Source organism: Streptomyces sp. NPDC048659 (genome assembly GCF_040650575.1).
Taxonomy (GTDB): Bacteria; Actinomycetota; Actinomycetes; order Streptomycetales; family Streptomycetaceae; genus Streptomyces.
Window position 1 is genome coordinate 26234 of the sequence record NZ_JBEZHM010000048.1, and the last position, 23401, is coordinate 49634.

Consider the following 23401-nt stretch of genomic DNA (forward strand, 5'->3'; position numbering starts at 1 on the left):
ACACTCGATTCTTTCGATCGGCACATTCGCTCACCAGAGGTGAACAGTCAGTCAAGTCGCCCTCGGCAACGCCCCGCCGCCCCCGGAAGTTCCCGCCGTCCCCCCGGTGGCGTCGAGGCCGGCCCGCAGCACCCGGCGGGCCACCGAGGTGATGTGCATCTCGTCCGGCCCGTCGAGCACCCGCGCCGTCCGCCCGGTGCGCAGCAGCGTCGGCAGCGGCGTGTCCGGGCCGAGCCCCGCCGCGCCGAACACCTGGACGGCGCGGTCCGCCACGTCCTGAAGCGTCCGCGCCGCCGCCGTCTTCGCGAGCCCCACCTCCACGTGCGCGTCCCGCCCCGCCGCCACCAGCGCCATCGCCTCGTACGCGAGCGGGCGGGCCGAACGCAGCGCCAGCAGCGCCTCGAAGACGTGCCGCTGCACCAACTGGTGCCCCGCCAGCGGGCCCCGGACGCCCCGTCGCTCCACCGCCCGCGCGCACAGCAGGTCGAACGCCCGCCCCGCCTGCCCGAGCCAGCGCAACGCGCGCAGCACGCGCCCCAGTTGCAGCCGCTCGCCCGCCACCGCCAGCGCCCCGCCCGGCGGGCCCACCAGCGCGTCCTCCGCCACCTCGACCCCGTCCAGCGCGATCTCGTACTGTCCCGTCGCCCCGAACACCGGCAGCTCCCGCACCACCCGGAACCCCGGCGCCCCGGTCGGCACCACGAGCAGCGAGAGCCCCTCCCGGTCCCCGGGCACACCGCCCGTCCGGGCCAGTACGGTCACCACGTCGGCGTCCCGCGCGTGCGACACGAACCACTTGCGCCCGCTGACCCGCCACCCGCCGCCCGGCCGCCGCTCGGCCCGGGTGGCCGTCAGCACCGGCTCCGTGCCCGGCGAGTCCGGCTCCGTCATCGCGTAACAGGCCCGCAGCCCGCCGCCGACCAGCCCCGGCAGCAGCTCCTCGCGCAGCCGGGGCGAGCCGTGCCGGGCCAGCATCCGTACGTCCAGCAGCGGCGCCGAACCCAGCGCCACCGGGCCGTGGTCGCTGGCGCCCTCGGCCTCCGCGAGCGCCCCGTAGGCCGCCAACGACAGCCCGCCGCCGCCCAGTTCGGCGGGCAGTGGCAAGGCCCACAGCCCCTCTTCCCGCGCCCGCTCGCGCAGCCGCGCCCGCAGCTCCGCCGCCCGCGGCCCGCCCTCGTCCAGCGGCCCCTCGCACGGGAACACCCGCTCGCGCACGAAGGCCGCGACCCGCTCCCGCAGCGCCTCGTCCGGCGCCTCGCCGCCGGGTGTGTCCTGCTCCGCCATCGCCATGGCCATCGCCGTCTCCTCAGCTCTCGCCCCGTCGTCCGCCGCCGGGAACTCGGCAGAACACGCGTCCGACTGTCTGCCCGTGGACCACAGGGACCGCGGGGGCCGCCGGGACCGTCAGGGTCGCCCGGGCTCCGTGGGCCGCGTGCGTGCACGTGGTCGGGCGCGGCCGACCGGCGGTTCCCGCACCCCACCGCACCCCGGCCCCGACCCCGACCCCGCACCCCGACCCGCGCCTGGAGGAGAACCGCATGGCTTCACCGACGACGACCCCGGGCGCCCCACGCCCCCTCGACGGCCTCCGCTTCGAACTCGCGGGCCCGGCCGCGCTCACCCGCGTGGCCGACGACCACCTGCGGCGCCTGGGTGCCCGTACGGACCGGCCCGGGAAGGGCGATGACGCCCATTCCGCCGAACTCTCCCTGGACGGGCCCAGGTTCGGGCCCGTCGAGGCCCGTATCCGCTGGGGAGCACCCGGATCGGCGGCCCGTGACGAGGTCACCGCGCAGGCCGTCACCGGCATCATGGGCGTCCACGGGCGCCGCCACGGCACCCCGCGCGGCCTCGCCCTCGACCTCCTCGCCACCACCGCCGGAGTCCTCGCCGTCCAGGGCCTCCTCGCCGCCCTCCTCGGCCGGGCCCGCGGCGGCGCCCCCGCCGCCCGCGTCGAGACCTCCGCCGAACGCGCCGGACTCCTCCTCGTCTCGCAGTACCTCGCGGCGGCGGGCGCCGACGAACCCGAGGCCGTCGAACTCGCCCCCGGAGGGCCCCCGTTCACCTCCCGCGACGGCGTCCGCTTCGAACTGGAGACGCTGGACCCCGGCGTCTGGGCGGCGTTCTGGCGGGAGCTCGACGCACCCGCCGAGGCGATACGGGAGGGCTGGCGGCCCTTCCAGTTCCGGTACGCGACCGCCTGCGCGCCCCTCCCGCCCGCCCTGCACGCCACCGCCCGCGCGCACGGCATCCAGGGCGTCCGGCAGGCCGCCGCCCGCTCCGGCGCCGAGGTCTGCCGGCTGCGGACGCTCGCCGAGCGGGCCGCCGAGGACGACGGGGCGGATCCCTGGTCGCTGCGGCTGCTGGGGGCCGGGCCGACGCGGTCGGGCCCCGGCGTCGCCGGTGCCACCGCTCCGCCGCTCGGGCGGCCCCTCGACGGGCTCACGGTCCTGGAGGCCGGGCGGCGGATCCAGGCCCCGCTCGCCGCCCACCTGCTGGGCCTGCTCGGCGCCCGGGTGATCCGGATCGAGCCCCCGGGCGGCGACCCCCTGCGCGGCATGCCCCCCGCCTGCTCGGGCGTCTCCGCGCGCTGGCTCGCCCTCAACCGGGGCAAGGACGCCGTCGAGCTCGACATCAAGTCCCCGCGCGACCGGGACGCCCTGCGCGCGCTCGCCGCCGACGCGGACGTGTTCCTGCACAACTGGGCCCCCGGCAAGGCGGCCGAACTCGGCCTGGACACCGCCGACCTGACCGCCGCGAACCCGGCCCTGGTCTACGCGTACACCGGCGGCTGGTCCGGCCGGATCCCCGGCGCCCCCATGGGCACCGACTTCATGGTGCAGGCCCGCACGGGTGTCGGCGAGGCCGTCCACCCGGCCGGCGAGGAGCCCGTACCGTCCCTGCTCACCCTGCTCGACCTGCTCGGCGGGGTGCACGGCGCCGAAGCCGTCCTCGCCGGGCTGCTGCTGCGCGAACGCACCGGCCGGGGCGTCCGCGTGGACTCCTCGCTGCTCGGCGCCGCCGACACCCTCCTCGCGCCCGCCCTGCGCCGCGCCGCCCGGGGCGCCGCCCCGCGCGGCCCGGCCGGCTTCCGGGCGCCCCTCGCCACCGCCGACGGGCACATCGCCCCCGCCGACGCCGCCGCCCGCGCCGCCGCCGCGTACGACCTGCGCGCCCTGCCGACGCCGGAGGCCCTGGCCCTGCTCCGCTCCCATGGCGTCACCGCCGCGCCTGTCGTCACCGACCTCCGCGAGCTGCTGGGGGCGGGGGCGGGGGTGGGGTGGAGGCCGGGTACGGGGGCGCATCCAGTCCCAGTCCCGGTCCCGGCCCCGACTCCGGCTCCGGCCACGGCGTCGGCCACGGCCACGGCGTCGGCTCCGGCTCCGGCTCCGGCGTCGGAGCCGGCCGCGGGGCCCGCCCGCAGCGCCACCGCCATAGCCATCGCCCCCGCCACCGCCTCCACCCCCGTCACCGTCCCCCCGCGCACCCCCGTCCCGGCACCCCCGATCGGCCGTGACGCGCACGGGGCGCCCGTCGTTCCCGACCCCTGGAGCTTCGCGTGACCGTCGTCCTGCACGATCTGCTGCCCGCCCGGCTCCGCCGTTCCTGGGCGGCCGAGGGTCTCTGCCCCGACCTCGACCTCTACAGCCTGTTCCGGGCCCGGCGGATCGCCGACCCGCACCGCACCGCCGTGATCGACGCCAAAGGCGCGCTCTGTTACACGGCCCTCGACCGCAAGGTCCGATGTCTCGCCGAGGGGCTCGGAACGCTCGGCGTCGGCCCCGGAGACGTGGTCGGCGTGCAGCTCCCCGACGGGCGCGCAGCCGTCGTCGCCGATCTCGCGCTCGCGGCCCTCGGCGCCGTCGCCCTGCCGTTCCCGGTGGGGCGGGGCGCGGCCGAGGCCGAGAGCCTGCTGCGGGGCGCCGAGGCCGTCGCCGTCATCGCTGCCGCCGCGCACCGGGACCGTACCCCGGCGGCCGAACTCCTCGCCCTCTCGCCCGCGTTGCCCGCGCTGCGGCACGTGATCGCCGCCGGGCCCGGCACCGTACCCGAGGGAACGGTTCCGCTGGCCCGGCTGCTGCGCGCGGACCCCGGCGGATTCCGCCCCGCCCGCCCCGACCCGGACGGCGCCGCCCGCATCCTGGTCTCCTCCGGCTCCGAGGCGGCGCCCAAGATGGTCGCCTACTCCCACAACGCCCTGGCGGGCGGGCGCGGCAACTTCCTCGGCTCCCTCATGCCCGAGCCGGTCCCGCCCCGCTGCCTCTTCCTCGTCCCCCTGGCCTCCGCCTTCGGCTCCAGCGGCACGGCCGTCACCCTCGCCCGGCACGGCGGCACCCTCGTCCTGCTCGACCACTTCACACCCGAGGCGGCGCTCGCGGCCCTGCGCGCCCACGCGCCCACCCACGTCCTCGGCGTCCCCACCATGATCCGGATGATGCTGGAACACCTGGAACGCACCGGCGACCCGCGTCCCCTGCCCGCGCCGACCGCGCTCGTCCTCGGCGGCGCCCCCCTCGACGACGCCACCGCCATCGCCGCCACGACCGGCTTCGGCTGCCCCGTCGTCAACCTGTACGGGTCGGCGGACGGCGTCAACTGCCATACGGGACTGGGGGGATCGGCGCGTACGGCCGAACCGTCGGGGTCGGCGGGACCGGCGGGGGCCGCTCCCGTGGGCGTCGTCGTCGGGAGGCCCGACCCGAGGGTCGCCGACATCCGGATCGCCGACCCGGAGACCCACCGCCCGCTGCCCGGCGGCCGGATCGGGGAGATCGTCTCGCGCGGGCCCATGACCCCGCTCTGTTACGTCGCGGCCCCGGAACTCGACGCCCGCTACCGCACCCCCGAGGGCTGGGTCCGCACCGGAGACCTCGGCTACCTCGACGCCGAGGGGCTGCTGCACGTCGTCGGGCGCCTCAAGGACATCGTGATCCGGGGCGGCGCCAACATCAGCCCCGCCGAGGTGGAACGCGAGCTCGCCGCCCACCCCCGGGTCCGGGACGTCGTCTGCGTCGGCGTCCCCGACCCGCTGATGGGGGAGCGGCTCGCCGCCTGCGTGGTCGCCAGGGGGCCGGGCGCCGCCCCGGACCTCGCCGCGCTCGGCGCCCATCTGACCGCACGCGGTCTCGACCGCCACAAGCACCCGGAGCTCCTGCTCCTCCTCGACACCCTCCCGCTCACCGCCGCCGGCAAGCCGGACCGGCGCGCGCTGCGCGACCGGGCGGGGGCGGCGGGGACCGCCGGGTCAGGAGCGGCCGGGGCCGCCGGGACCCCGACCCCGGCCCAGCCTTCGGCTCCGGCCCTGGCCTCGGCTCCGGCCCAGCCCTCGGTCTCGGCCCCGGCTCCGGTCCCGGTCCTGGCTCCGTCCTCGGCTCCGGTCCCGGCCCAGCCCTCGGCTCCGGTCCCGGCCCTGGTCTCGGCTCCGGCTCCGGGACCGACTCCGGCCCAGCCCCCGGCCCAGCCCTCGGCTCCGGCTCCGGCCCTGGCCTCGGCTCCGGCCTCGGTCCCGGCTCCGCCCCCCGCCCCGACCCCCGTCGCCCCCTAACCCAACCCGCCCATCCCCTTCCGCAGCTCCGCCGCCGCCCCCCGGTACACCGCCAGCAGGTCCAGGTCCCGGCCCGGGTAGTTCACGATCTGGACTTGCCGGGCGCCCGAGTCCGGCAGGACCGTGCCCGTCGACATGTGGGCGTTGTCGACGACCAGCGCGGGCTTTTTCGCGGACAGGGCCGCCAGTTGGGCCGGGGTGACCGGGTCGGGGCCGTACGTGCCGACGGTCGTCGCGCCCGCGAGGGTCGCCGCCCAGGCCGTGTAGACCTGCGCGACGGCCGAGGGGCTGCGCCCGCCCGGCCACGCCGCGCGCAGTTCGCCGCGCAGCCGCGCCACCTCCGCGTCCAGGCCCGTCTTCCAGTCGGCCGCCGCCTGTCCCGTACCGAACAGGGCGCCCAGGCGCGCCACTTCGGCGGCGGCCTTCGCGGGTTCGTTGTCCAGGTTCACCTCGACGAGCCGCGCCTTCGAGCCCGCCGCCTCCTTGATCTTCGCCGCGTACGGTTCGAAGGGCGCGTACAGCACGAAGTCCGCCCCGGCGACGGCCGCCAGGTCGGAGGGCTTCGGGTCGTAGTCGGGGGCGTGGTGGACCGACTGCGGCACGATCACCGTGACGTCCTCGGCGCCGGCGGCCTTGGCGAAGGCGCCCTCCCACGTGGTCGTCGCCACCACCACCGGCCTGCCCGGCTTCCCGCCCGCCGCGCGGTCGGGAGCCGGCTTGGACGCGCCGCAGCCGGTCAGGACCAGGGCCGCGCTCAGTGCGAGAACGGGAACGACCGCGTGGACCGGGCGGGCGGAGCGGTCCTGTCGGTCGGGGAGCCGGAGGCGGAGGAGGAGAGGGGAGCCGGGGGAGCGGGGGGAGGGGACGGCGGTGGTTCGGACGCGGCAGCGCGCCATGGGCGGATTCTCCGTTCGGGGATGAGATGGACGGCGAGCACCACGGCCCCCGCCGTCAGGACCAGGACCGGGCCCGGTGGCCAGTCCAGCCACAGGGCCAGCAGGAAGCCCGTCAGATTGACGCCGACGCCGATGCCGACCGCCCACAGCACGATCGACCGCAGCGAGCGGCCCAGGCGCCGCGCGGCGAGCGCGGGCAGCAGGGTGAGGGCGTCGACGAGCAGGGCGCCGGTGAGCTTGATCGCCCCGGCGACCGCGACCGCGACGAGCACCAGGAGCGCCGTGGTCAGCAGCCGGACCGGGACGCCCGAACACTGCGCGAGCTCCCGGTCGTACAGCAGCAGCGCCACCTCCCGCCGCCGCCACCACAGCAGTGCCGGGACGGTCACGGCCAGCGCCGCCAGGACCACGAGGTCGGCCGTGCCGACGGACAGGATCGACCCCCACAACAGGGCGAACGCGCCGGACGCGTTGACGCCCGACACGGCGAGCACGAGCAGCGCGCCCGCGATGGCCAGGCTCATCAACAGCCCCATCGCGCCCGAGAGTCCGTCCGGGGTGCGGGCCAGCGGCGCCACACCAGCGCCCGACAGCGCGCAGGCGACCAGCGCGCACAGCATCGGGTCGAGCCCGGTGAGCAGGCCGACCGCGATGCCCAGCAGGGCCACGTGCATCATCGCGAACCGCACCGGCATGATGTCGAGGCCGACGATCACGACGCCGATCACCGGCAGCCCCACGGCCGCGAGCAGCAGCGCGAACCCGGCCCGCCGCACCGGCACCAGATCGAGCAGGGCGCCCAGGTTGGCGGTGGCGAGGGCGCTCACCGGACCTCCCGCAGCCGGCCCGCCGCCATCTCCAGGACCCGGTCGCAGCGCGCGGCCAGGGCCCGGTCATGGGTGACCACGACGAGCGTGACGGGCAGCGCGGCCAGCACGTCGGCGGCCTCCTCCTGGCCCGCGAAGTCCAGCGCGGCGGTCGGCTCGTCGGCGAGCAGCACCTGCGCGCCCGCCGCCACGCAGCCGAGCGCCCGCGCCAGGTACATGCGCTGCAACTGGCCGCCGGACAGCGTGTGTACGGGGCGCGAGGTCAGGCCGCCGACACCGAGCAGGTCCGCCGCCTCGGCCGCCTCGGCGGGAGCGCCGCCGCTGGCCAGGAGCTCGTCGCCGCGCAGCGGGAAGCGCCCGGCGGCCGGCTTCTGCGGGATCCAGGCGCAGGCCCGCCGGCGCGCGCCCCACTCGGCGGGGGTGCGGGCCGTCCGGCCGCCGACCTCGATGACGCCGCTGGTCCGGGGGTGCAGCCCGAGGACCGCGCGGAGCAGCGTCGTCTTCCCGGAGCCGTTGGTGCCGGTGAGGGCGACCCGCTCGCCCGCCGCGATCTCCAGGTCGACGTCGGCGACCACCTCGGCGCGCCCGTGGCGGCAGCCGACGCCGCGCATCCGTATGTCCAGTCCGCCCATGCCCCGCCCCGCCTCTCGCCCGGCCCGCGGCCCGGCCGGGCACGCGGGGGCGGGGGAGAAGTCGGGCGGCCGGGCCGGGGGGTTCCCGAGGATCGGGCGGAACCGGGGGGAGCCGGACCCCGACTCCTCCCAGGGCAACACCACTCGCCCCACCCGGCACGACAGCCTCAGGAGTTCCCATGAACCGCAGGCAGTTACTCCGTACGACCGCGGCGGGCGCCACCGCCGCCCTCGGGGCGACCGGCGGCCTCACGGCCGCGGCCGGCCCCGCCACCGCCGCGCCGGCACCGGCCCGGGACGCCGCGCCGCCGAGGGAGCGCCCGCTGCGCGTGCACGTCCCGCTCTTCGACGGCGTCGAGGAGCTCGACTTCGCCGCCCCCTACGAGGTGTTCTCGGCCGCGGGCTTCTTCACCACCCGCCCGGTGGAGGTCCGTTACGTCTCCGCCACCGGCGCCCGCTCCGTCACCGCCGCCTACGGCACCGCCGTCCGGGGCCTGCGGCCCTGGGCTCCCGAGGAGGCCGACCTGCTGGTCGTCCCCGGCGGCGGCTACGCGCGGCGGGACAGCCCCGGCGTCTGGGCCGAGATCGACCGGGGCACCCTGCCCCGGGCCCTCGCGGCGGCCGTCCGCCCGGGGCTGACGGTCGCCGCGCTCTGCACCGGCGTCATGCTCCTGTCGGCGGCGGGCCTCACCCGGGGCCGCCCCTGCACCACCCACCACAAGGCGAAGGCCGACCTGACGGCCCAGGGCGGACGGGTCAAGAACGCCCGGGTCGTCGACGACGGCGACCTCGTCACCGCCGGAGGCATCACCTCGGGCCTCGAACTCGCCCTGTGGCTGGTCCGCCGCGAACTCGGCTCCGACACAGCCACCGACCTGGAGACGATGCTGGAGTACGAGGCCAGAGGGACGGTCTGGACCCCGGCGTAGCGCGGAGAGGCACGCGGCGCCCCCCGCCCCCGGCCCCTTGAAGCCCCCCTAAAGCCCCACGTCGCGCGCCCGCAGGTCCGCCTGGGTCTCGCGGCGGACGAGGAGCCGGGCCGTGCCCGCCGCGACGGCGACCACGGGGGGCCGGCCGACCAGGTTGTACGTGGAGGCCATCGACAGGTGGTACGCCCCGGCCACCGGCACCGCCAGCAGGTCTCCGGGGTGTACGTCCGAGGGCAGCGCGGCCTCCTCCGCGAGCACGTCCCCGGCCTCGCAGTGCCGCCCCACGACCGTCGCCCGGCGCGGGGCGGCGGCGGACCGGCGCCCGATCAGGCGCGGCGCGTACCGCACCCCGTACAGCGCGGGGCGCGGGTTGTCGCTCATGCCGCCGTCGACGGCGACGAAGAAGCGCTCGGGTGTCGACTTGACGGCGAGCACCCGGTAGACGGCCACCCCGGCGGGGCCGGTCACCGCGCGCCCCGGCTCGACGAGCAGCCGGGGCACCGGGAGCCCGGCGCCCGCGCAGCTCTCGGCCAGCTCGGCCCGCACCCGGCGGGCCAGCGCGGTCACGTCGAGGGCGGGGTCGCCGGGCCGGTACGCGATGCCGTGCCCGCCGCCCAGGTCGAGCTCGTCCAGCACCACGCCGTGCGCGTCCCGGGTCCGCGCCATCAGCCCGACCAGCCGCCGCACGGCGACCAGGTACGGCTTGACGTCCGTGATCTGCGAACCGAGGTGGCAGTGCAGCCCGGTCAGCCGCAGCCGGGACTGGCCGAGGACCCGGGTGATCGCGTGCTGGGCGTGCCCGTCGCGCAGGGACAGCCCGAACTTCTGGTCGTCGGAGCCGGTACGGATCTTGGCGTGCCCGCCCGCGCAGATGCCCGGGGTGACCCGCAGCATCACCCGCTGCCGCTCGCCCGGGGCGACGGCGGCGGCGATCCGGGCGATCTCGGCGGGGCTGTCGATGACGATCCGCCCGACGCCGAGCCGCAGCGCGGTCCGCAGGTCCTCGGGGGACTTGGCGTTGCCGTGCAGCAGGATCCGCTCGGGCGGGAAACCGGTGGTGACGGCGAGTTCGAGCTCCCCGGCGGAGCAGACGTCCAGGCCGAGCCCCTCCTCCTCGACCCAGTGCGCGAGGGCGCGGCACAGGAACGCCTTGGCCGCGTAGTGGACCTCGGCGCCGGGGAAGGCGTCCCGGTAGGTGCGGCAGCGCTCGCGGACCTCGGCCTCGTCGAGGACGTACAGCGGCGTGCCGTGGCTCTCGGCGAGCTCGTCCAGCGGCACCCCGCCGACGGACAGGCGCCCGTCGGGCCCCTCTACGGTCCCGGCGGGCCAGACGGACAGCCCGTCGGCGGGCACGGCGACCGGAGGCAGCGGTGTGAGGGTCATCCCGGGCCGGCCCGTCAGCACGCGGAGGGGGTAAGGGCGAGCGGCCTGTCCGGCACCTGCGGCGCGTCCGGCAGCGGGGGTGTCAGGGCCGGGTCCACGGTGACGGTGTCGATGCCCAGCGGGCGGACCAGCGCCCGGAGCGCGGGTTCGGCGAGCGGGGTCCACGGCTGGGCGGCGCCGAGGGCGGCCCGCAGCCGGGCCGGCGTCGTGAAGGCGACCGCCGTACGGGCCCCGACGGGGGTCCGGAAGAGGCGGGCCGCGCAGCCGTGGGCGACCGGCCGGACGGGGACGCAGAGCCGTCCGGCCGGCACCTGTTCAGCAGGCTCGGGATCGTCGCCGTACAGCTCGCCGCACTGGACGTGGGTCATGGTTCCTCCCGGGAACGGGCGTGCGCCCCGGCGCCGTTCGCGCCGGAGCCGACCTCGAAGCTACGCCCGTCCGGTCCGCCCGGGACCTCCCCTGACGCGCCCCTGACGCCGGTTTGACGCGAATCGTTCGCAGGAGAGAGCCCGGAACGAACCCCCGAACGAGCCCCGGAACGCATCCGGAACGCATCCGGAGCGAGCCCCGGAACGAATCCGGAACGCACCCCGAAACGGGCGCTTCGGCCGGGCGGGCCCGGCGGTCCGGGACGGGCGGGCGACGAGATTGCGCGATATTGGGCGATCACCTCGATCCGCGCCCGGCGAGCTGGCACCCTTGCCGTCGTGACGTACGTCGTAACCGTGGAAACGCGCATAGCCGACGGTGCTGCGGAGCTGGACGAGCTCAGCCGGATCGGGGCCGGGACGCTGCTGGAGCGGGGCTTCGACTCCGTGGCCGGGGTCGAGGGGCCCGACGGCGTGGAGGTCGACGTCCTCGACGTCGTGGTCGGGGTCCATCCGGGCGGCGCGGTGCTCAAGGTGTTCGTCGAGGCGCCCTCGCTGGAGATCGCGGAGGACGCGGTCGGCTCGGTGACCCAGGAGGTGCTCGACCGCTCCGAGGTGCTGGCCGAATGGACGGTGGAGAGCAGCGAGGTCAAGCTCCACACCGACCTGGCCCGGGAGAGCCTGGAGGCCGCCGACGGCCCCGACGCCCCGCCCAGCGACCCGCAGGTGCGGCGCGCCCAGCACGCGCTGAAGGCGGACGAGGCGTTCGAGGCGGCGGAGGAGACGCACGACCCCGAGGCCGAGATCCGGGCCATGGCGGCGCGGCTGAGATCGTTCACCCCGGCCGACTTCGGGGCCGACGCGGCCGCCGCGCCCGCGGAGGACGCCGAGGACGCCGAGGACGCCGAGGACGCAGACGACGCAGACGACGCCGACGACGAGGCCGCCGGGGGGCCGGTCGTGGGCCCCGGTGGCGCCGAGCTGGCCGCGGGGGCGCTGGTGTACGGGGCGGAGGTGCTGATCGACGAGCTGTACGACGACGTGCAGGCGCTCGCCGAGGAGGACACCGACGTCGCGGGCTGCGAGGGCCACCTGTGGCACCTGGACCAGCTGCCCGCCCGCTACGCCTCCCGCTACGACGAGCTGTTCGCCCGCCGCTTCCTCGTCACCGCGATCGCCCTCACCACCCGCTTCACCGACGGCGGCTTCGACCGGCTCGGCTGCCTGGCGGAGGAACTGGTCCTCAAGTTCCTGCTGGAACAGGCGCACGTCACCCTCGACCTGTACGGCCTGCTGGACGCCGAGGTCACGGCGGCGCTGGAGCACTTCGCGGCGGGGGTGTACGAGGACGGGGACGTGGAGTGGCTGTTCGCCGACGGCCCGGAGGGCCCGGAGGGAACCGGCGGCGAAGGCCCCGGCCCCGGCGGGGCGGCGGACGGGGCGCTGCCGGTCCTCGGCTTCGGCACCTGGTTCACCCCCTTCGGTGACGACCGCTACGTCCACCCCTACGCGGCCGACGAACACCTCCAGGGACAGGAGGACGCGGGGGACGCGGGCGACGCGGGCGACGCGCGGAACGCGGAGGGCGCGGGCAACGCCTGAGCCGTACGGCACGGGCCCCGGACGGCCCCCTAGTAGGCTCGGCGGCCGAACGGGAGCAGCAGGGGAGCAGGAGGAGTAACAGTGTTCGTCAAGGTGTGCGGGCTCGCCACGACCGCCGACATCGACGTGGCCGTGGAGGCCGGGGCGGACGCGGTCGGGCTGGTGATCAGCGGCACCAGCGTCCGGGGCCTGGACTGGGACACGGCCGTGCGGCTCGCCGCGCACGTCCCCTCCCACGTGCGGTCCGTCCTCGTCGTCAACGACACGGCCGCCGCCGACGCCGCCCGCGCGGCGGGCGAACTCGGCGTCGACGCGCTCCAGTTGCACGGCACGTACACCCGGGCCGACTTCGACGAGGCCGCCCGCGCCTTCCCCCGCCTGTGGCGGGCCACCTCCCTGAACGAGAAGCCCGACACCCGCGTCGGCGCCTACGGCGAGGAGGTGCTGCTGCTCGACTCGCCCCGCGCGGGCTCCGGCGCCCGCTGGGACCTCTCCCTCCTCGACACCGCCCGCCCCGAGGGCACCTGGCTCCTCGCCGGCGGCCTCGCCCCCGGCAACGTCGCCGAGGCGATCGGGCGGGCCCGCCCCTGGGGCGTCGACGTCTCCAGCGGCGTCGAGTCCGCCCCGGGGGTCAAGGACCACGCCCGCATCCGGGACTTCGTCAAGGCGGCGAAGGCGGCGGAGCCGGGGGAGCCGGCGGAGGACGTCGGCTAGACCCCTGCCGCCGTCCGTTCCTTCCCCGCCCCCGGGCCGCGCCGCCCGCGCGCATGGCCGTGCCCCGGCGGCAGGGGACGGCGCGCCGGGGCACGGGGTTCGGGGCCCCGGGGTGGTTACGGGTGGGGCCGCTGGGGAGCCAGCGTGGCGAAGAGGGCGCCCGGCGGGGTCGGGGGCCGCACCGGCGCCTCGCGCAGGGCGTACCAGAGGACCGACTGGTTCGCCGTGATCACCGGGACGCCCAGCGCCTTCTCCAGGAGCGGCACCTGTTCCTGGGTGCGGAAGCCGCTGCCCGGGACCAGGACGCCGTCCGCGCGCCCGCCCGTCGCCTCGAACGCGGCGACCGTCTGGCGCAGCACCTCCGCGCCGTCGATCGCCCAGCGGGCGCCCTCGTCGAAGGCGTTGTACGGGGCGATGTGCGCCCACTCCGGGCCCAGCTCGAAGGGGTGGACGAACACCTCCTCGACGCCGTGCGCCGTCAGGTACGCCTCGGCCGCGCGGTGCGTCGGCGGGGTGAACCACGGCGGCATCACCACCAGCGGGCGCCGCACGCCCGCCGCGGCCAGCGCCCCGGTGAGCGCCTGCCCCGAGGTGAACACCGGCGTCCCGTGCGTGTGGGCCGCCGCCGCCTCGGCGAACTCCGCGTCGAAGCCCTCGCCCCCGAAGAAGCTCGGCGAGCCGAAGCAGAACGCGATCCGGTCCACCCCGAGCCGGCCGAGGAAGTCCAGCGAGCGGACCACGTCGGGCGCGTCGGCCAGCAGCCGCGCCGTGCTGCCCGTGTACTCGGCGTCGTCCAGCCGAGGGCACTCGAAGCGTGCCGTGTGGACGCTGGTGCCCTCCGGGGCGGCGCGCCAGATCTCGGTCTCCGGCACGGGATCGTTGTGGATGACCAGGATGCCCAGGCGGGTCATGCGGCGGCGTCCTTCCCGCGCAGGCCCGCGAAGCCGCGCCAGCCCCACAGCGCGCCGACCGCCGCGATCCCCGCGGCCACCAGGAAGCCCGGCAGGAAGCGGGAGTCCGCCGGCTGGTCGCCGAGCAGGATCACCAGCACCGCCACGCCGAGGGCACCGCCCGCGTACTGACTGGTCGTCATGAGGGCGCCCGCGACGCCCTGGTTGGCGTCGTCCACGTCCCGGGTGCCGCCCACGAACATCGAGGTGTAGATCATGCCGTGGCCCAGGCCCGAGACGATCAGGCCCGGCAGCAGCCCGGTCCAGTACGAGGTGGTGTGCACGCCCAGCGCCAGCAGCACCAGGCCCGCCGCGCCGACCAGGAACGCGATCGGGGTGCTGACCCCGACGCCCACCTTCGGGATGATCCGGCCCGCGATCATGTTGCCGAGCGTGATGCACACGGCCAGCGGCAGGAAGGCGATGCCCGCCGCCAGCGGCGCCATGTCCCGGTTCTCCTGCAGGAACAGCGTCACCAGGTAGAACTCGACACCCGCCACGCTCGCCATGTACAGCGCCGTCGCGCCGCAGCCGACCAGCAGCGTGCGGGTGCCCCGCAGCGAACGCTCGATCAGCGGCACCTCGCTGGTGCGCTCGCGCAGCGTGAACACCACCAGGCCGGCCAGCGCCGCCCCGAACGAGATCAGCGTCGACGGCGCTCCCCAGCCGTCGCCCGCCGCGAAGGTCAGCCCGAAGACCGAGGCGAGCACGGTCGCCGTGCACAGCACCGCGCTGAACACGTTCAGCGGCTTGCGGGTGCGCACGTCCGCCTGCCCCAGGAACTTCGGCGCGGCGAGCACGCAGATCAGCGCGAACGGCAGGTTCACGAAGAACGTCCAGCGCCACGACACCGTCGTGAGCAGACCGCCCACCACGACACCCGCGGCCAGACCGCTGGCGCCCACCGTGCCCCACACGGCCATCGCCCGGGTGCGCTCCCGGCCCGCCTCGAAGCTCGTGTTGAGCAGGGCCAGGATCGAGGGCTGGAGCGCCGCCGCCGCCACGCCCTGCGCGGCACGCGAGATCAGCAGCACCGCCGCCCCGGCCGCCAGGCCGCCGGCCAGCGACGCCACCCCGAACAGGGCGAGCGCGGCGATGAACAGGGTGCGCGGGCCGATCCGGTCGGCGATCCGGCCGCCGAGGATCAGGAAGCCGGCGAAGAACACGCTGTAGGCGCTGACCACCCACTGCATGGCCGAGCCGGACAGATCGAGATCGGCGCCCATGCTGGGCATGGCGACGAAGATGACGGAGAAGTCGAGGGCGATCAGGAACTGCGCCGCTGAGATGGTCAGCAGGCTTCCCGTGGCGCTCCGCTTCGCTGTGGAGGAGGTGAGTGTGGCTGTCATGTCCCCTGGTTTCTGCTGGTTTCTGCTTGTCTCTGCTGATCTCTGCCGGTCTGTTCTGGTCTCTTCGCGTGCGGACGGCTAGTGCGGTGCGGGCAGGTGCGGGGCCGGCGGCGGCGCCGGCAGGGTGCCGAGGACCTCGGTGAGCGCCGCCACGGAGTGGACCACGCTGTGCGCCCCGGCCGTGTGCAGATCCTCCTCGGCGGCCACGCCGTACGTCACGCCGACCGCGCGCATCCCCGCCGAGCGGGCCATCCGCATGTCGTCGACGGCGTCCCCGACCACCACGCACGCCTCCGGGCCGCGCCCGAGCTCCCGCGCCGCGAGCAGCGCCAGGTCCGGGTGCGGCTTGCCGCGCTCGGCCATGCCGTGGCAGACGACCGCGTCGAACAGCCCGTACAGCCCGGCGGGGTGCAGCAGTTCCTCCGCGCTCGGCCTGATCTTGCTGGTGACGATGGCGATCCGGTGGCCTTCCGCGCGCAGCCCTTCGAGCAGCTCGGGGACCCCGGGGAAGACCAGCTCACGGGCGCGCGGCACGGCCCGCTCCCGGAACAGGCGCCGGAACAGCTCGACCGAGGCGAGCACCTCCGCGTCGTCCTCGGGCAGCTCCGTCAGCTCCGCGAACGACGCGGCCAGCGGCCGGCCGATCGTGGCCCGCACCCGCGCCTCGGAGGCGCTGCGGCCCCGCTCGGCGAGGGTCGTGTGCAGGGTCGTGGCGATCGCGGACGGCGTGTCGAGCAGGGTGCCGTCCAGGTCGAAGAGGACCGCGCTCACCGCTGCTCCTCCTTGGCGAGGTGCACCGCGAAGTCGGCCGCGAGCTCGGTCGTCGACTTCAGCACCGACACGTTGGCCGCGGCCGTGCGGCCCTCGGTGGCCTCGGCGATCGCCTTGAGCAGGTACGGGGTGACCGCCGGGCCCGAGATGCCCTCGCGGGCGGCGAGCTCGGTGGCCGTGGCGAGCGCGTCGGCGATCTCCTGCGACGGGATGCCGTCGGCCTCGGCGATCGGGTGGGTCACGAGGACGCTGGTGTCGTTGCCGGACCGCCAGTGGGCCCAGGCGGCGCGGGCGACGTCGGCGAGGTCGTCCAGCCGGTGCGGGTTGCGCACCCCGCTGGAGACCGACAGGTAGGCGGGGAAGTCCTCGCAGCGGTAGCCGATGACGGGGATGCCCGCCGTCTCCAGCCACTCCAGGGTCCACTGGGGGTGCAGCATCGACTTCGCCCCGGCGCACACCACCGCGGTCCGCGTGCGGGTGAACTGGACGAGGTCGGTGGAGATGTCGAAGCTGGTGGGGGCGTCGCGGTGGACGCCGCCGATGCCGGCGACCGCGAAGACCCGGATCCCGGCCAGCTCCGCGGCGAGCAGCGAGGAGGAGACGGTGGTGCCGCCCGGCCCGCCGGCCGCCAGGGTGACGCCGATGTCCCGCGTGGAGACCTTCGGCACCTTCCCGTACGCGCAGAACTCGTCGAGCAGCTTCTCGTCCAGGCCCACCCGCAGCTTGCCGCCGAGCAGCGCGATCCGGGCCGGCACGGCGCCCCGGGCGCGGATCCCGGCGTCCATCTCGCGGGCCAGGGCCAGGTTGTCCGGGTACGGGAACCCGGACAGGACGGAGGATTCGAGGGCCACGACGGGCCTGCCGGCGGCCAGGGCGTCCGACACCTCCTCGCCGAGGGCGAGCAGGGTCGGGTCGAATGCCGGCGCACGAAGGTGCGAGGAAGTGGTCATGAAGGGTCCCCTTTCTGTCGTACTGCGGTGCCGTGCCGTTTCGTTGTGTGCTTGCCGTACTGCCGCCTTACGCGCAGCCCGTACCGTCGGCGCGGCAGGCCACGCCCTCGAACGCGGCGGACTCGGCGAGCCGCGCGCGCTCGTCCAGGACGGCCTTGCGCAGCTGCGCCGCGCTCGGCACGCCCTCCAGGCGGGTGTCGCCGACGAGGATGGTCGGGACGGCCTGGACGCGGTTCGCCTCGGCGTCGCGCAGGGCGTCCTGGTGGCGCGCGTAGTACGTGCCGTCCTCCAGGGCCTTGCGGTACGCCGGGCCGTCGAGCCCGATCTCCTCGGCGAGGCCGACCAGGACGTCCAGCCGGCCGAGGTCCCGGTCCTCCTGGAAGAAGGCCCGGAACAGACGCTGGTTGTACGCGTCGCCGAGCCCGTGCTCCACGGCGAACTGCCAGCCCTCGAAGGCCAGTCGGGTGTACGGCTGGGGCGAGACCGTGGGCAGCGTGATGTCCACGCCCAGGCGGCGGGCCATCGGGTAGACGGCGCGCTTCCAGATCTCGGGCAGGTACGGGTCCTCGGGGCGCAGGGTGGCCTTGGGCTCGGCGCGGAGCTCGAAGGGCTTCCACTCGATCTCGACGTCCAGGCCCTCGACGGCCTCCTCCAGCGGCTTCTCGGCCAGCATGCAGAAGGGGCAGACGTAGTCGGACCAGACCTGGATCCGCACCTTCTCGGGCGCGCCCTCGGTGTCGGTGCTCACGTGCGGGCGCTCCCTCGGTTGGCCAGGTACTCCTGGAAGGGCACCTCGTGGCCCTCGACCGGCTGGTGGGTGGTCCTGATGCCCCACTCGGTGGGGTCCGTACGGTAGATGCCGTACGAGCCGGCGTAGTCGAAGCCGTAGCGGGCGGCCGTCCGGCGGTCGGCGGCGTAGACGATGTGCTCGACGCCGAAGTACAGGGCGACCTGGTAGCACAGGGCGCAGGGCTCGCCGGAGGCGATCAGGGTGGCGCCGTGCACGGCGAACGAGCCGTGCTGCCGGGTGGCGTTGCGCAGGGCGACCACCTCCGCGTGGGCGGAGGCGTCGCGCTCCTCGCGGACGCGGTTGAAGCCGGTGCCCAGGACCCGGCCGTCGTGGCGGACCACGATGCCCGAGAAGGGGATGCCGCCGGAGGCGACGTGCTCGCGGCTGATGCGGACTGCTTCCACCACCTGCTTGGTCAGGTGGTCCTTGGCTGCGGTCGTCACGGCGGGCTCAGACGGAGGTCACGCGGAGGATGATCGCGCCGCCGATGATCGACGCGAAGGAGAGCAGCCGGGCGAGCGTGATCTTCTCCTTGAAGATGATCGCGCCGAAGACGACGGTGCCGACGCCGCCGATGCCGGTCCAGATCGTGTAGCCGACCGACACGTCCAGCTCCAGGAGCGCGTGGGAGAGCGTGTAGATGCCGCCGGCCGCGGCGAGCAGGGTCAGCACGCTGGGCCACAGCTTGGTGAAGCCCTGGGTGGCGTTGGTGCCGAGGGCGAAGAGGATCTCGAAGACGATGGCGATGCCGAGGTAGACCCAGGTCATGGGAGCGGCTCTCTCTATGGGAAGCGGAGGCGGGAGGCGGAGGCGGGGAGGGAGGGCGTGGGGGAGCGCGCGGGGGAGGGCGCGGGGGGAGCGGCGGAGCGGGAGCGCGGGGCTCAGACCGAGGCGGTGGCGCGCTCTTCCGCGACGGTCTCCTCGGCGGCCTTCTTGTCCGCGGCGATCTTGTCCGTGACGCGCAGGGCGGTGCCGCCGCCGATGATCAGGACGAAGGCGAGGACCTTCCAGATCGTCATCGGCTCGTCGTAGATCAGCGTGCCGAAGATGACGGTGCCGACGCCGCCGATGCCGGCCCAGACCGTGTAGCCGACGCCGACGTCGATGTACTTGAGGGCCTGGGAGAGCGTGTAGATGCCGCACGCGGCGGCCGCGGCGGTGAGGAGCGAGGGGCCGAGGCGGGTGAAGGCGTGGGTGGCCTCGGTGGAGAGCGCGAAGGTGATCTCGAACAGCGACGAGAACAGCAGCCAGGCCCAGCCGATGTTCTGGTTCTTCTGTGTCTGCTCGGCGGACACTTTGCCTCCATTGTTGTTTGTGCGTGCAAGTACCTTAGGGTTGTAAAGCTCCTAGGTCCTGCACTGTGTTAGCTAGGATCTTGCATGGTCATATAACCTGTTGTCAAACCCCCTTTTGAGGAGAGGTACATGAACAACGCCACCACCACGTCTCCCGCGCCCACCTCCGACCAGGCCGTCTGGGACCGCGTCCTCACCCTCCACGCCCGCGTGGAGCGCGAGCTCGCGAACGCGCTCCAGCGCCGGCACGGCATCGGCCTGTCGGAGTACCGGGCGCTGGAGAACCTGTCCTCCTCTCCCACCAGCGAGCTGCGGATGCAGGAGCTCGCGGACAAGATCGGGCTCGGCCAGTCCTCGGTCACCCGGCTCGTCGAGCGGCTGAAAGGCGCTGGTTACGCCTTCAAGGACCTGTGTCCCTCCGATAAGCGGGGGGTCTACGCGGTGATCACCGACGAGGGCCGCAGCCGCTATGTCGCCGCCCGCGCGACCTACGCCGAGGTGCTCTCCGGGGCCCTCAACTCGCAGGGGTCCGACCCCGCGCTCGCGGCCACCGTCGCCTCGCTGCGCAGCGCCCGCCCGGCGTAACCGACCGCCCCGAGCGCGCCCCCGTCCCCGCGGCGCCGCTCCCGCCGCCCTCCCCGCCCGCACCCAGCCCCCGCACCGCGCCCCTCCCCGAACGCCAGGCCGTCGCCTCCACCGTCTCCTCCCTTCGGAGACGGAAGGGCGCGGCCTTTCTGCGTTCACACGCCTGCAGCACGGCCTTAATGATCTTGACTTAGAGTGTTAGTTGTATGTGCAAGCGGTGAGCTAGGTCACAACGCGACCGCTCGGTATATGCTTGACCCTGCATGGAAACTCGGTAATGTCTGGTTCGGCGCAGATCGGTTCGAACAGGGATCGAACAGAACTCGAACGGACCGAACGGTGCTTGGCCCAGTCTTTTCCAGACCATGCGGGGGAAACGTGCCATCGCCCAGCCTTGCCAGGAACATCGCCGCGCACGCCGAGCGGCAGCCGTCCTTGACGGCACTCGTACACAACGACGAGCGGCTGACCTACGGGGAGCTCGCCGAGCTGGTGGCGCTCCTGTCGGAGCGGCTCCGCGCGGCGGACCTCCCGGACGACCGGCCGGTCTGCATCCCGGCCCGTAAGGACCCGGCGACCGTCGCCCTGATGCTCGCCGCCTTCGGCCGGCCCCTGGTCGTGCTCGCCCCCTCCGCCGAACTCGGCGAGGAGGCGCTGGACCGGATCTGCCGACAGGCGCGGGTCTCGGCCAGGCTCTCCGCCACCGCCGACGGCACCCTCACCGTCGTGGCCCAGTCCGGCGACGAGGCCGCCGCCGAGGGCTTCGCCCGGCCCGAGGCCGCCGCCGCGCGCCTGATCCTGACCACCTCCGGCTCCACCGGGACGCCCAAGCTGGTGCCCATCGGGACCGACGCCTTCGACACCTTCGCCGCCTGGGCCGTCGAGGAGTTCGGCATCACCGCGCGGGACGGCTCGCTGTCCTACGCGCCGCTCAACTTCGACCTCGCCCTGCTCGACGTGTGGACCTTCCTCGGGGCCGGGGCGCGGGTCGTCCTGGTCGACCGCGAGAAGGCCGCCGACGGGGCCCATCTGCGCGGGCTGCTCGCCGACGGCACGGTGAGCTTCGTCCAGGGCGTGCCCCTGCTCTACCGCCTGCTCACCGAGGGCGCCGGGAACGCCGAGGGCGCCGAGGGCGCCGGAGCCGTCCACGAGGCGGTCCGCGACGTCGTCCTCACCGGGGACGCCGTACCGCGCGAGCTCCTCGGGCGCACGGCAGAATCGTTTCCTCGGGCCCGCTTCCACAACGTCTACGGCTGCACCGAGACCAACGACAGCTTCCTGCACCCCGTCGACCCGCCCACCGCCCACGAGCGGCACGGCAGGATCCCGATCGGGCGCCCGCTGCCCGGTGTCGAGGCCGTCGTCCTCGACGACGAGGGCCGGCCCCTCACCGGTGCGGGCAGCGGCGAACTCGCCGTCCACACCCCCTTCCAGACCGCCGGCTACCTCCAGGAGTCCCTCAACCCGGACGTGTTCACCGTCCGCGAGGGGGGCCGGGTCTTCTACCGCACCGGCGACATCGTCACCCGGGACACGGACGGCCTGTACGTCCTCGAAGGCCGCTCCGACTGGCAGGTCAAGGTGCGCGGCGTGCGCACCAACCTCCAGGAGGTCGAGGCCGTCCTCGCCGGCCACCCCGACGTCGAGGAGGCGGCCGTCGTCGCCCTCCCCGACCCGGAGGCCGGGGTGCGGCTGCACGCCCGCCTGACCAAGCGGGCCGGCACCCGCCTCAACTCCCTGGCCCTGCGCTCCTACGCGGGCGCCAACCTGCCCCGCCACGCCATCCCGTCCAGCGTCCGCATCAGCGAGCTCCCGCTGCCCCGCACCTCGACCGGCAAGCCGGACCGCAACAAGATCAAGGAGGAGATCAGCGCATGAGCGCCGCCACCCGTGACATCGCCGGAGAGATCCGCGCCCACCTGCTCACGAAGTACCTCAAGGGCGAGGACGTCACCGCCGAGGACCTCCCCGGCGACTACGAGCTGATCGAGTCGGGCGTCGTCGACTCGCTGGGCCTCGTCAAGCTCATCCAGTACATCGCCACCACCTACGGCGTGCCCGTCGACGACATCGAGATCGGGCCGGACAACTTTCGCACGATCGACGCCATCACCAAGACCATCACGGACAACACCGCCCTCTGAACGGCCCTTTCAGGTAACCGCACATCCCTAAGAGGAGTCACCATGTTCACGCGCACGCTCGAGGACGTCACCCCGGTCGAGTGGGGCAACGGCACCAGCCACCGGCTGCTGACCGACGCCGACAAGATGGGCTTCACGGTCTGCAAGACGCTCGTCCGCAAGGGCACCAACTCCGCCCTCCAGTACCGCAACCACCTGGAGGCGTGCTACTGCATAGCCGGCTCCGGCGCGGTCGTGCACAAGGACGGCACCGTCTTCAAGATCAACCCGGGCACGATCTACGTCCTGGACGAGCACGACCCGCACTACCTCGTCGCCTCCGAGCATGAAGACCTGCACCTCATCTCGGTCTTCAACCCGCCGCTCACGGGCCAGGAGCAGCACAGACTCTCCGAGGACGGCTTCTCCCAGTACTAGGCAGCACCACGTTCCCCGGGGCGGGCCGTACCGGCGCGACACGGCCCGCCCGGGGGACGCCCGCCCCGCCCGCACCAGGAAGGAAGACCGTGACCGCCGACGTACTGCCGCACCCGACCGACCGGGACGGCCCGCTCACCGAACTCGTCGCCCCCTACGCCGACGTCCTCAACGCCGACCTCACGGAGCTCGACGCGGCCGGCGTCTTCTCCCGCGCCAAATGGCAGGCGATCAAGGACAGCGGCATCCTGCGCACCCCCTTCAAGGCGGAGCACGGCGGCAGCGGACGCAGCTTCACCGAGACCATGAGCGCCCTGGAGGGCCTCGGCCGGCACTGCCGCGACGCCGGCGTCGCCTTCTCCGCCTCCACCCAGATCGTCTCCCTCGCCACCCCGCTGGAGAAGTTCGGCTCCGCCGAGCTGAAGGCCCGCCACCTGCCCCGCATCCTCTCCGGCGAGGCGATCACCGCCCACGCCATCACCGAGGAGTCCGGCGGCTCCGACGCCATGAACATCGGCACCGTCGCCGTCCGCGAGGGCGACCACTACGTCGTCGACGGCGGCAAGATGTTCATCACCAACGCGCCCATCGCCGACCTCTTCCTCCTCTACGTGCGCACCGGCAAGCCCGGCCCCTTCGGCCTCACCTGCCTCCTCGTCGAACGCGACACCCCCGGCCTGGAGATCGGCGAACCCCTCGACAAGCTGGGCCTGCGGACCTCCCCCCTCGGCCGGCTGAGCTTCGACGGGCTGCGCGTCCCGGTCACCAACCGGGTCGGCGCCGAGGGCGGCGGCTTCCTCATCCTCGACTACGTGATGAAGCGCGAGATCCTCTACGCCTTCTCCCTCACCCTCGGCGAGATGCGCCACCGCCTCGACACCGTCCTGGACTTCGCGACCGAGCGCACCCAGTTCGGGCAGCCCATCGGGAGCTACCAGGCCGTCAGCCACAAGATCGTCGACATGCGGATCGCCGTCGAGACCGCCGCCAAGTGGCTCGCCGACACCGGCGCCAAGGCCGAGCGCGGCGAGGACATCTCCCTCGACCTCGCCGCCACCAAGATCGTCGTCTCCGAGGCCAACGTGAAGACCGCCCTGGACGCCGTCCAGATCCACGGCGGACGCGGCGTCCTCACCTCGTACGGAATCGAGCGCGGCCTGCGCGACTCCGTCGCCGGAACCATCTACTCGGGCAGCAGCGAGATCCAGCGCAACCGCATGGCCGCCCTCCTCGGACTCTGAGCTAGGAGCTCTC

General features: G+C 74.8%; 23 protein-coding genes and 1 pseudogene. 10 read left to right on the top strand and 14 right to left on the bottom strand.

Annotation, left to right across the window (positions count from 1 at the left end):
• Positions 1-51 precede the first annotated feature (51 nt).
• The gene (locus tag AB0C99_RS29505; protein WP_362481379.1) at positions 52-1296 is read right to left on the bottom strand and encodes an acyl-CoA dehydrogenase family protein; all 1245 of its coding nucleotides are present in this window, start codon (positions 1294-1296) and stop codon (positions 52-54) included.
• Between the two features lie 242 nt (positions 1297-1538).
• Here AB0C99_RS29505 and AB0C99_RS29510 point away from each other — a divergent pair, with 242 nt between their 5' ends.
• Both AB0C99_RS29510 and AB0C99_RS29515 read left to right on the top strand, forming a co-directional pair.
• Positions 1539-3563 carry a CoA transferase gene (locus AB0C99_RS29510; RefSeq protein WP_362481381.1) on the top strand — a complete coding sequence of 675 codons (2025 nt, stop codon included), beginning with the start codon at positions 1539-1541 and terminating at the stop codon, positions 3561-3563.
• A pseudogene (locus AB0C99_RS29515) lies at positions 3560-5221 on the top strand (fatty acid--CoA ligase family protein); the annotation flags it as partial. The gene AB0C99_RS29510 and the pseudogene AB0C99_RS29515, both read left to right, overlap by 4 nt.
• A gap of 320 nt (positions 5222-5541) precedes the next feature.
• On the opposite strand, the gene AB0C99_RS29520 reads toward AB0C99_RS29515, so the two are convergent.
• The 3 genes from AB0C99_RS29520 to AB0C99_RS29530 form a co-directional block, all read right to left on the bottom strand.
• Complete coding sequence (locus AB0C99_RS29520; RefSeq protein WP_362481383.1) at positions 5542-6219, bottom strand: zinc ABC transporter substrate-binding protein; 678 nt, start codon at positions 6217-6219, stop codon at positions 5542-5544.
• A gap of 80 nt (positions 6220-6299) precedes the next feature.
• A complete protein-coding gene (locus tag AB0C99_RS29525) occupies positions 6300-7268 on the bottom strand; it encodes a metal ABC transporter permease (RefSeq protein ID WP_362481385.1) in 969 nt (322 codons plus the stop codon).
• Positions 7265-7900: an ATP-binding cassette domain-containing protein gene (locus AB0C99_RS29530; protein ID WP_362481387.1), complete on the bottom strand. Its 636-nt coding sequence runs from the start codon at positions 7898-7900 to the stop codon at positions 7265-7267. Before AB0C99_RS29530 ends, AB0C99_RS29525 begins: the two co-directional genes overlap by 4 nt.
• A gap of 179 nt (positions 7901-8079) precedes the next feature.
• Here AB0C99_RS29530 and AB0C99_RS29535 point away from each other — a divergent pair, with 179 nt between their 5' ends.
• Complete coding sequence (locus AB0C99_RS29535; protein ID WP_362481389.1) at positions 8080-8829, top strand: DJ-1/PfpI family protein; 750 nt, start codon at positions 8080-8082, stop codon at positions 8827-8829.
• Between the two features lie 48 nt (positions 8830-8877).
• Here the strand turns inward: AB0C99_RS29535 and lysA are convergent, their stop codons facing one another.
• Positions 8878-10212, bottom strand: a complete 1335-nt coding sequence (lysA, locus tag AB0C99_RS29540) for a diaminopimelate decarboxylase (RefSeq protein ID WP_362481392.1) — start codon at positions 10210-10212, stop codon at positions 8878-8880.
• Positions 10213-10226: 14 nt separating this feature from the next.
• On the bottom strand, positions 10227-10580 hold the full coding sequence (locus AB0C99_RS29545; protein ID WP_362481394.1) for an SAV_915 family protein: 354 nt from the start codon (positions 10578-10580) through the stop codon (positions 10227-10229).
• 339 nt (positions 10581-10919) lie between these two features.
• On the opposite strand from AB0C99_RS29545, the gene AB0C99_RS29550 reads away from it, so the two are divergent.
• Together AB0C99_RS29550 and AB0C99_RS29555 are read left to right on the top strand one after the other, a co-directional pair.
• Complete coding sequence (locus AB0C99_RS29550; protein WP_362481397.1) at positions 10920-12182, top strand: hypothetical protein; 1263 nt, start codon at positions 10920-10922, stop codon at positions 12180-12182.
• Between the two features lie 81 nt (positions 12183-12263).
• On the top strand, positions 12264-12896 hold the full coding sequence (locus AB0C99_RS29555; protein WP_362481400.1) for a phosphoribosylanthranilate isomerase: 633 nt from the start codon (positions 12264-12266) through the stop codon (positions 12894-12896).
• A 116-nt stretch (positions 12897-13012) separates the two neighbouring features.
• On the opposite strand, the gene AB0C99_RS29560 is transcribed toward AB0C99_RS29555, so the two are convergent.
• From AB0C99_RS29560 to AB0C99_RS29595, 8 genes are all read right to left on the bottom strand, one after another.
• Entirely contained in the window at positions 13013-13807 is a 795-nt protein-coding gene (locus AB0C99_RS29560; protein ID WP_362481403.1) for a hypothetical protein, read from the bottom strand.
• On the bottom strand, positions 13804-15195 hold the full coding sequence (locus AB0C99_RS29565) for an MFS transporter (protein ID WP_362481405.1): 1392 nt from the start codon (positions 15193-15195) through the stop codon (positions 13804-13806). The genes AB0C99_RS29560 and AB0C99_RS29565 overlap by 4 nt, the downstream gene beginning before the upstream one ends.
• Positions 15196-15273: 78 nt before the next feature.
• Positions 15274-15966: an HAD family hydrolase gene (locus AB0C99_RS29570; protein ID WP_362481408.1), complete on the bottom strand. Its 693-nt coding sequence runs from the start codon at positions 15964-15966 to the stop codon at positions 15274-15276.
• Entirely contained in the window at positions 15963-16916 is a 954-nt protein-coding gene (locus tag AB0C99_RS29575) for a pseudouridine-5'-phosphate glycosidase (protein WP_362481411.1), read from the bottom strand. The genes AB0C99_RS29570 and AB0C99_RS29575 overlap by 4 nt, the downstream gene beginning before the upstream one ends.
• Before the next feature lie 67 nt (positions 16917-16983).
• Entirely contained in the window at positions 16984-17664 is a 681-nt protein-coding gene (locus AB0C99_RS29580) for a DsbA family oxidoreductase (protein ID WP_362481413.1), read from the bottom strand.
• Positions 17661-18149 carry a nucleoside deaminase gene (locus AB0C99_RS29585; protein ID WP_362481416.1) on the bottom strand — a complete coding sequence of 163 codons (489 nt, stop codon included), beginning with the start codon at positions 18147-18149 and terminating at the stop codon, positions 17661-17663. Before AB0C99_RS29585 ends, AB0C99_RS29580 begins: the two co-directional genes overlap by 4 nt.
• Before the next feature lie 7 nt (positions 18150-18156).
• Entirely contained in the window at positions 18157-18474 is a 318-nt protein-coding gene (locus AB0C99_RS29590; RefSeq protein WP_046908007.1) for a multidrug efflux SMR transporter, read from the bottom strand.
• Positions 18475-18587: 113 nt separating this feature from the next.
• Complete coding sequence (locus AB0C99_RS29595; protein ID WP_362481419.1) at positions 18588-19001, bottom strand: multidrug efflux SMR transporter; 414 nt, start codon at positions 18999-19001, stop codon at positions 18588-18590.
• 129 nt (positions 19002-19130) lie between these two features.
• Between AB0C99_RS29595 and AB0C99_RS29600 the strand changes: the two genes are divergently transcribed.
• From AB0C99_RS29600 to AB0C99_RS29620, 5 genes are all read left to right on the top strand, one after another.
• Positions 19131-19586, top strand: a complete 456-nt coding sequence (locus AB0C99_RS29600; protein ID WP_351668719.1) for a MarR family transcriptional regulator — start codon at positions 19131-19133, stop codon at positions 19584-19586.
• A gap of 378 nt (positions 19587-19964) precedes the next feature.
• Positions 19965-21464, top strand: coding sequence for an AMP-binding protein (locus tag AB0C99_RS29605; RefSeq protein ID WP_362481422.1), 1500 nt, complete (start codon positions 19965-19967; stop codon positions 21462-21464).
• Entirely contained in the window at positions 21461-21730 is a 270-nt protein-coding gene (locus tag AB0C99_RS29610) for an acyl carrier protein (RefSeq protein ID WP_362481425.1), read from the top strand. The genes AB0C99_RS29605 and AB0C99_RS29610 overlap by 4 nt, the downstream gene beginning before the upstream one ends.
• 42 nt (positions 21731-21772) lie before the next feature.
• Entirely contained in the window at positions 21773-22147 is a 375-nt protein-coding gene (locus tag AB0C99_RS29615; RefSeq protein ID WP_362481427.1) for an ectoine synthase, read from the top strand.
• A gap of 89 nt (positions 22148-22236) precedes the next feature.
• Complete coding sequence (locus tag AB0C99_RS29620; protein ID WP_362481429.1) at positions 22237-23388, top strand: acyl-CoA dehydrogenase family protein; 1152 nt, start codon at positions 22237-22239, stop codon at positions 23386-23388.
• Positions 23389-23401: the final 13 nt, after the last annotated feature.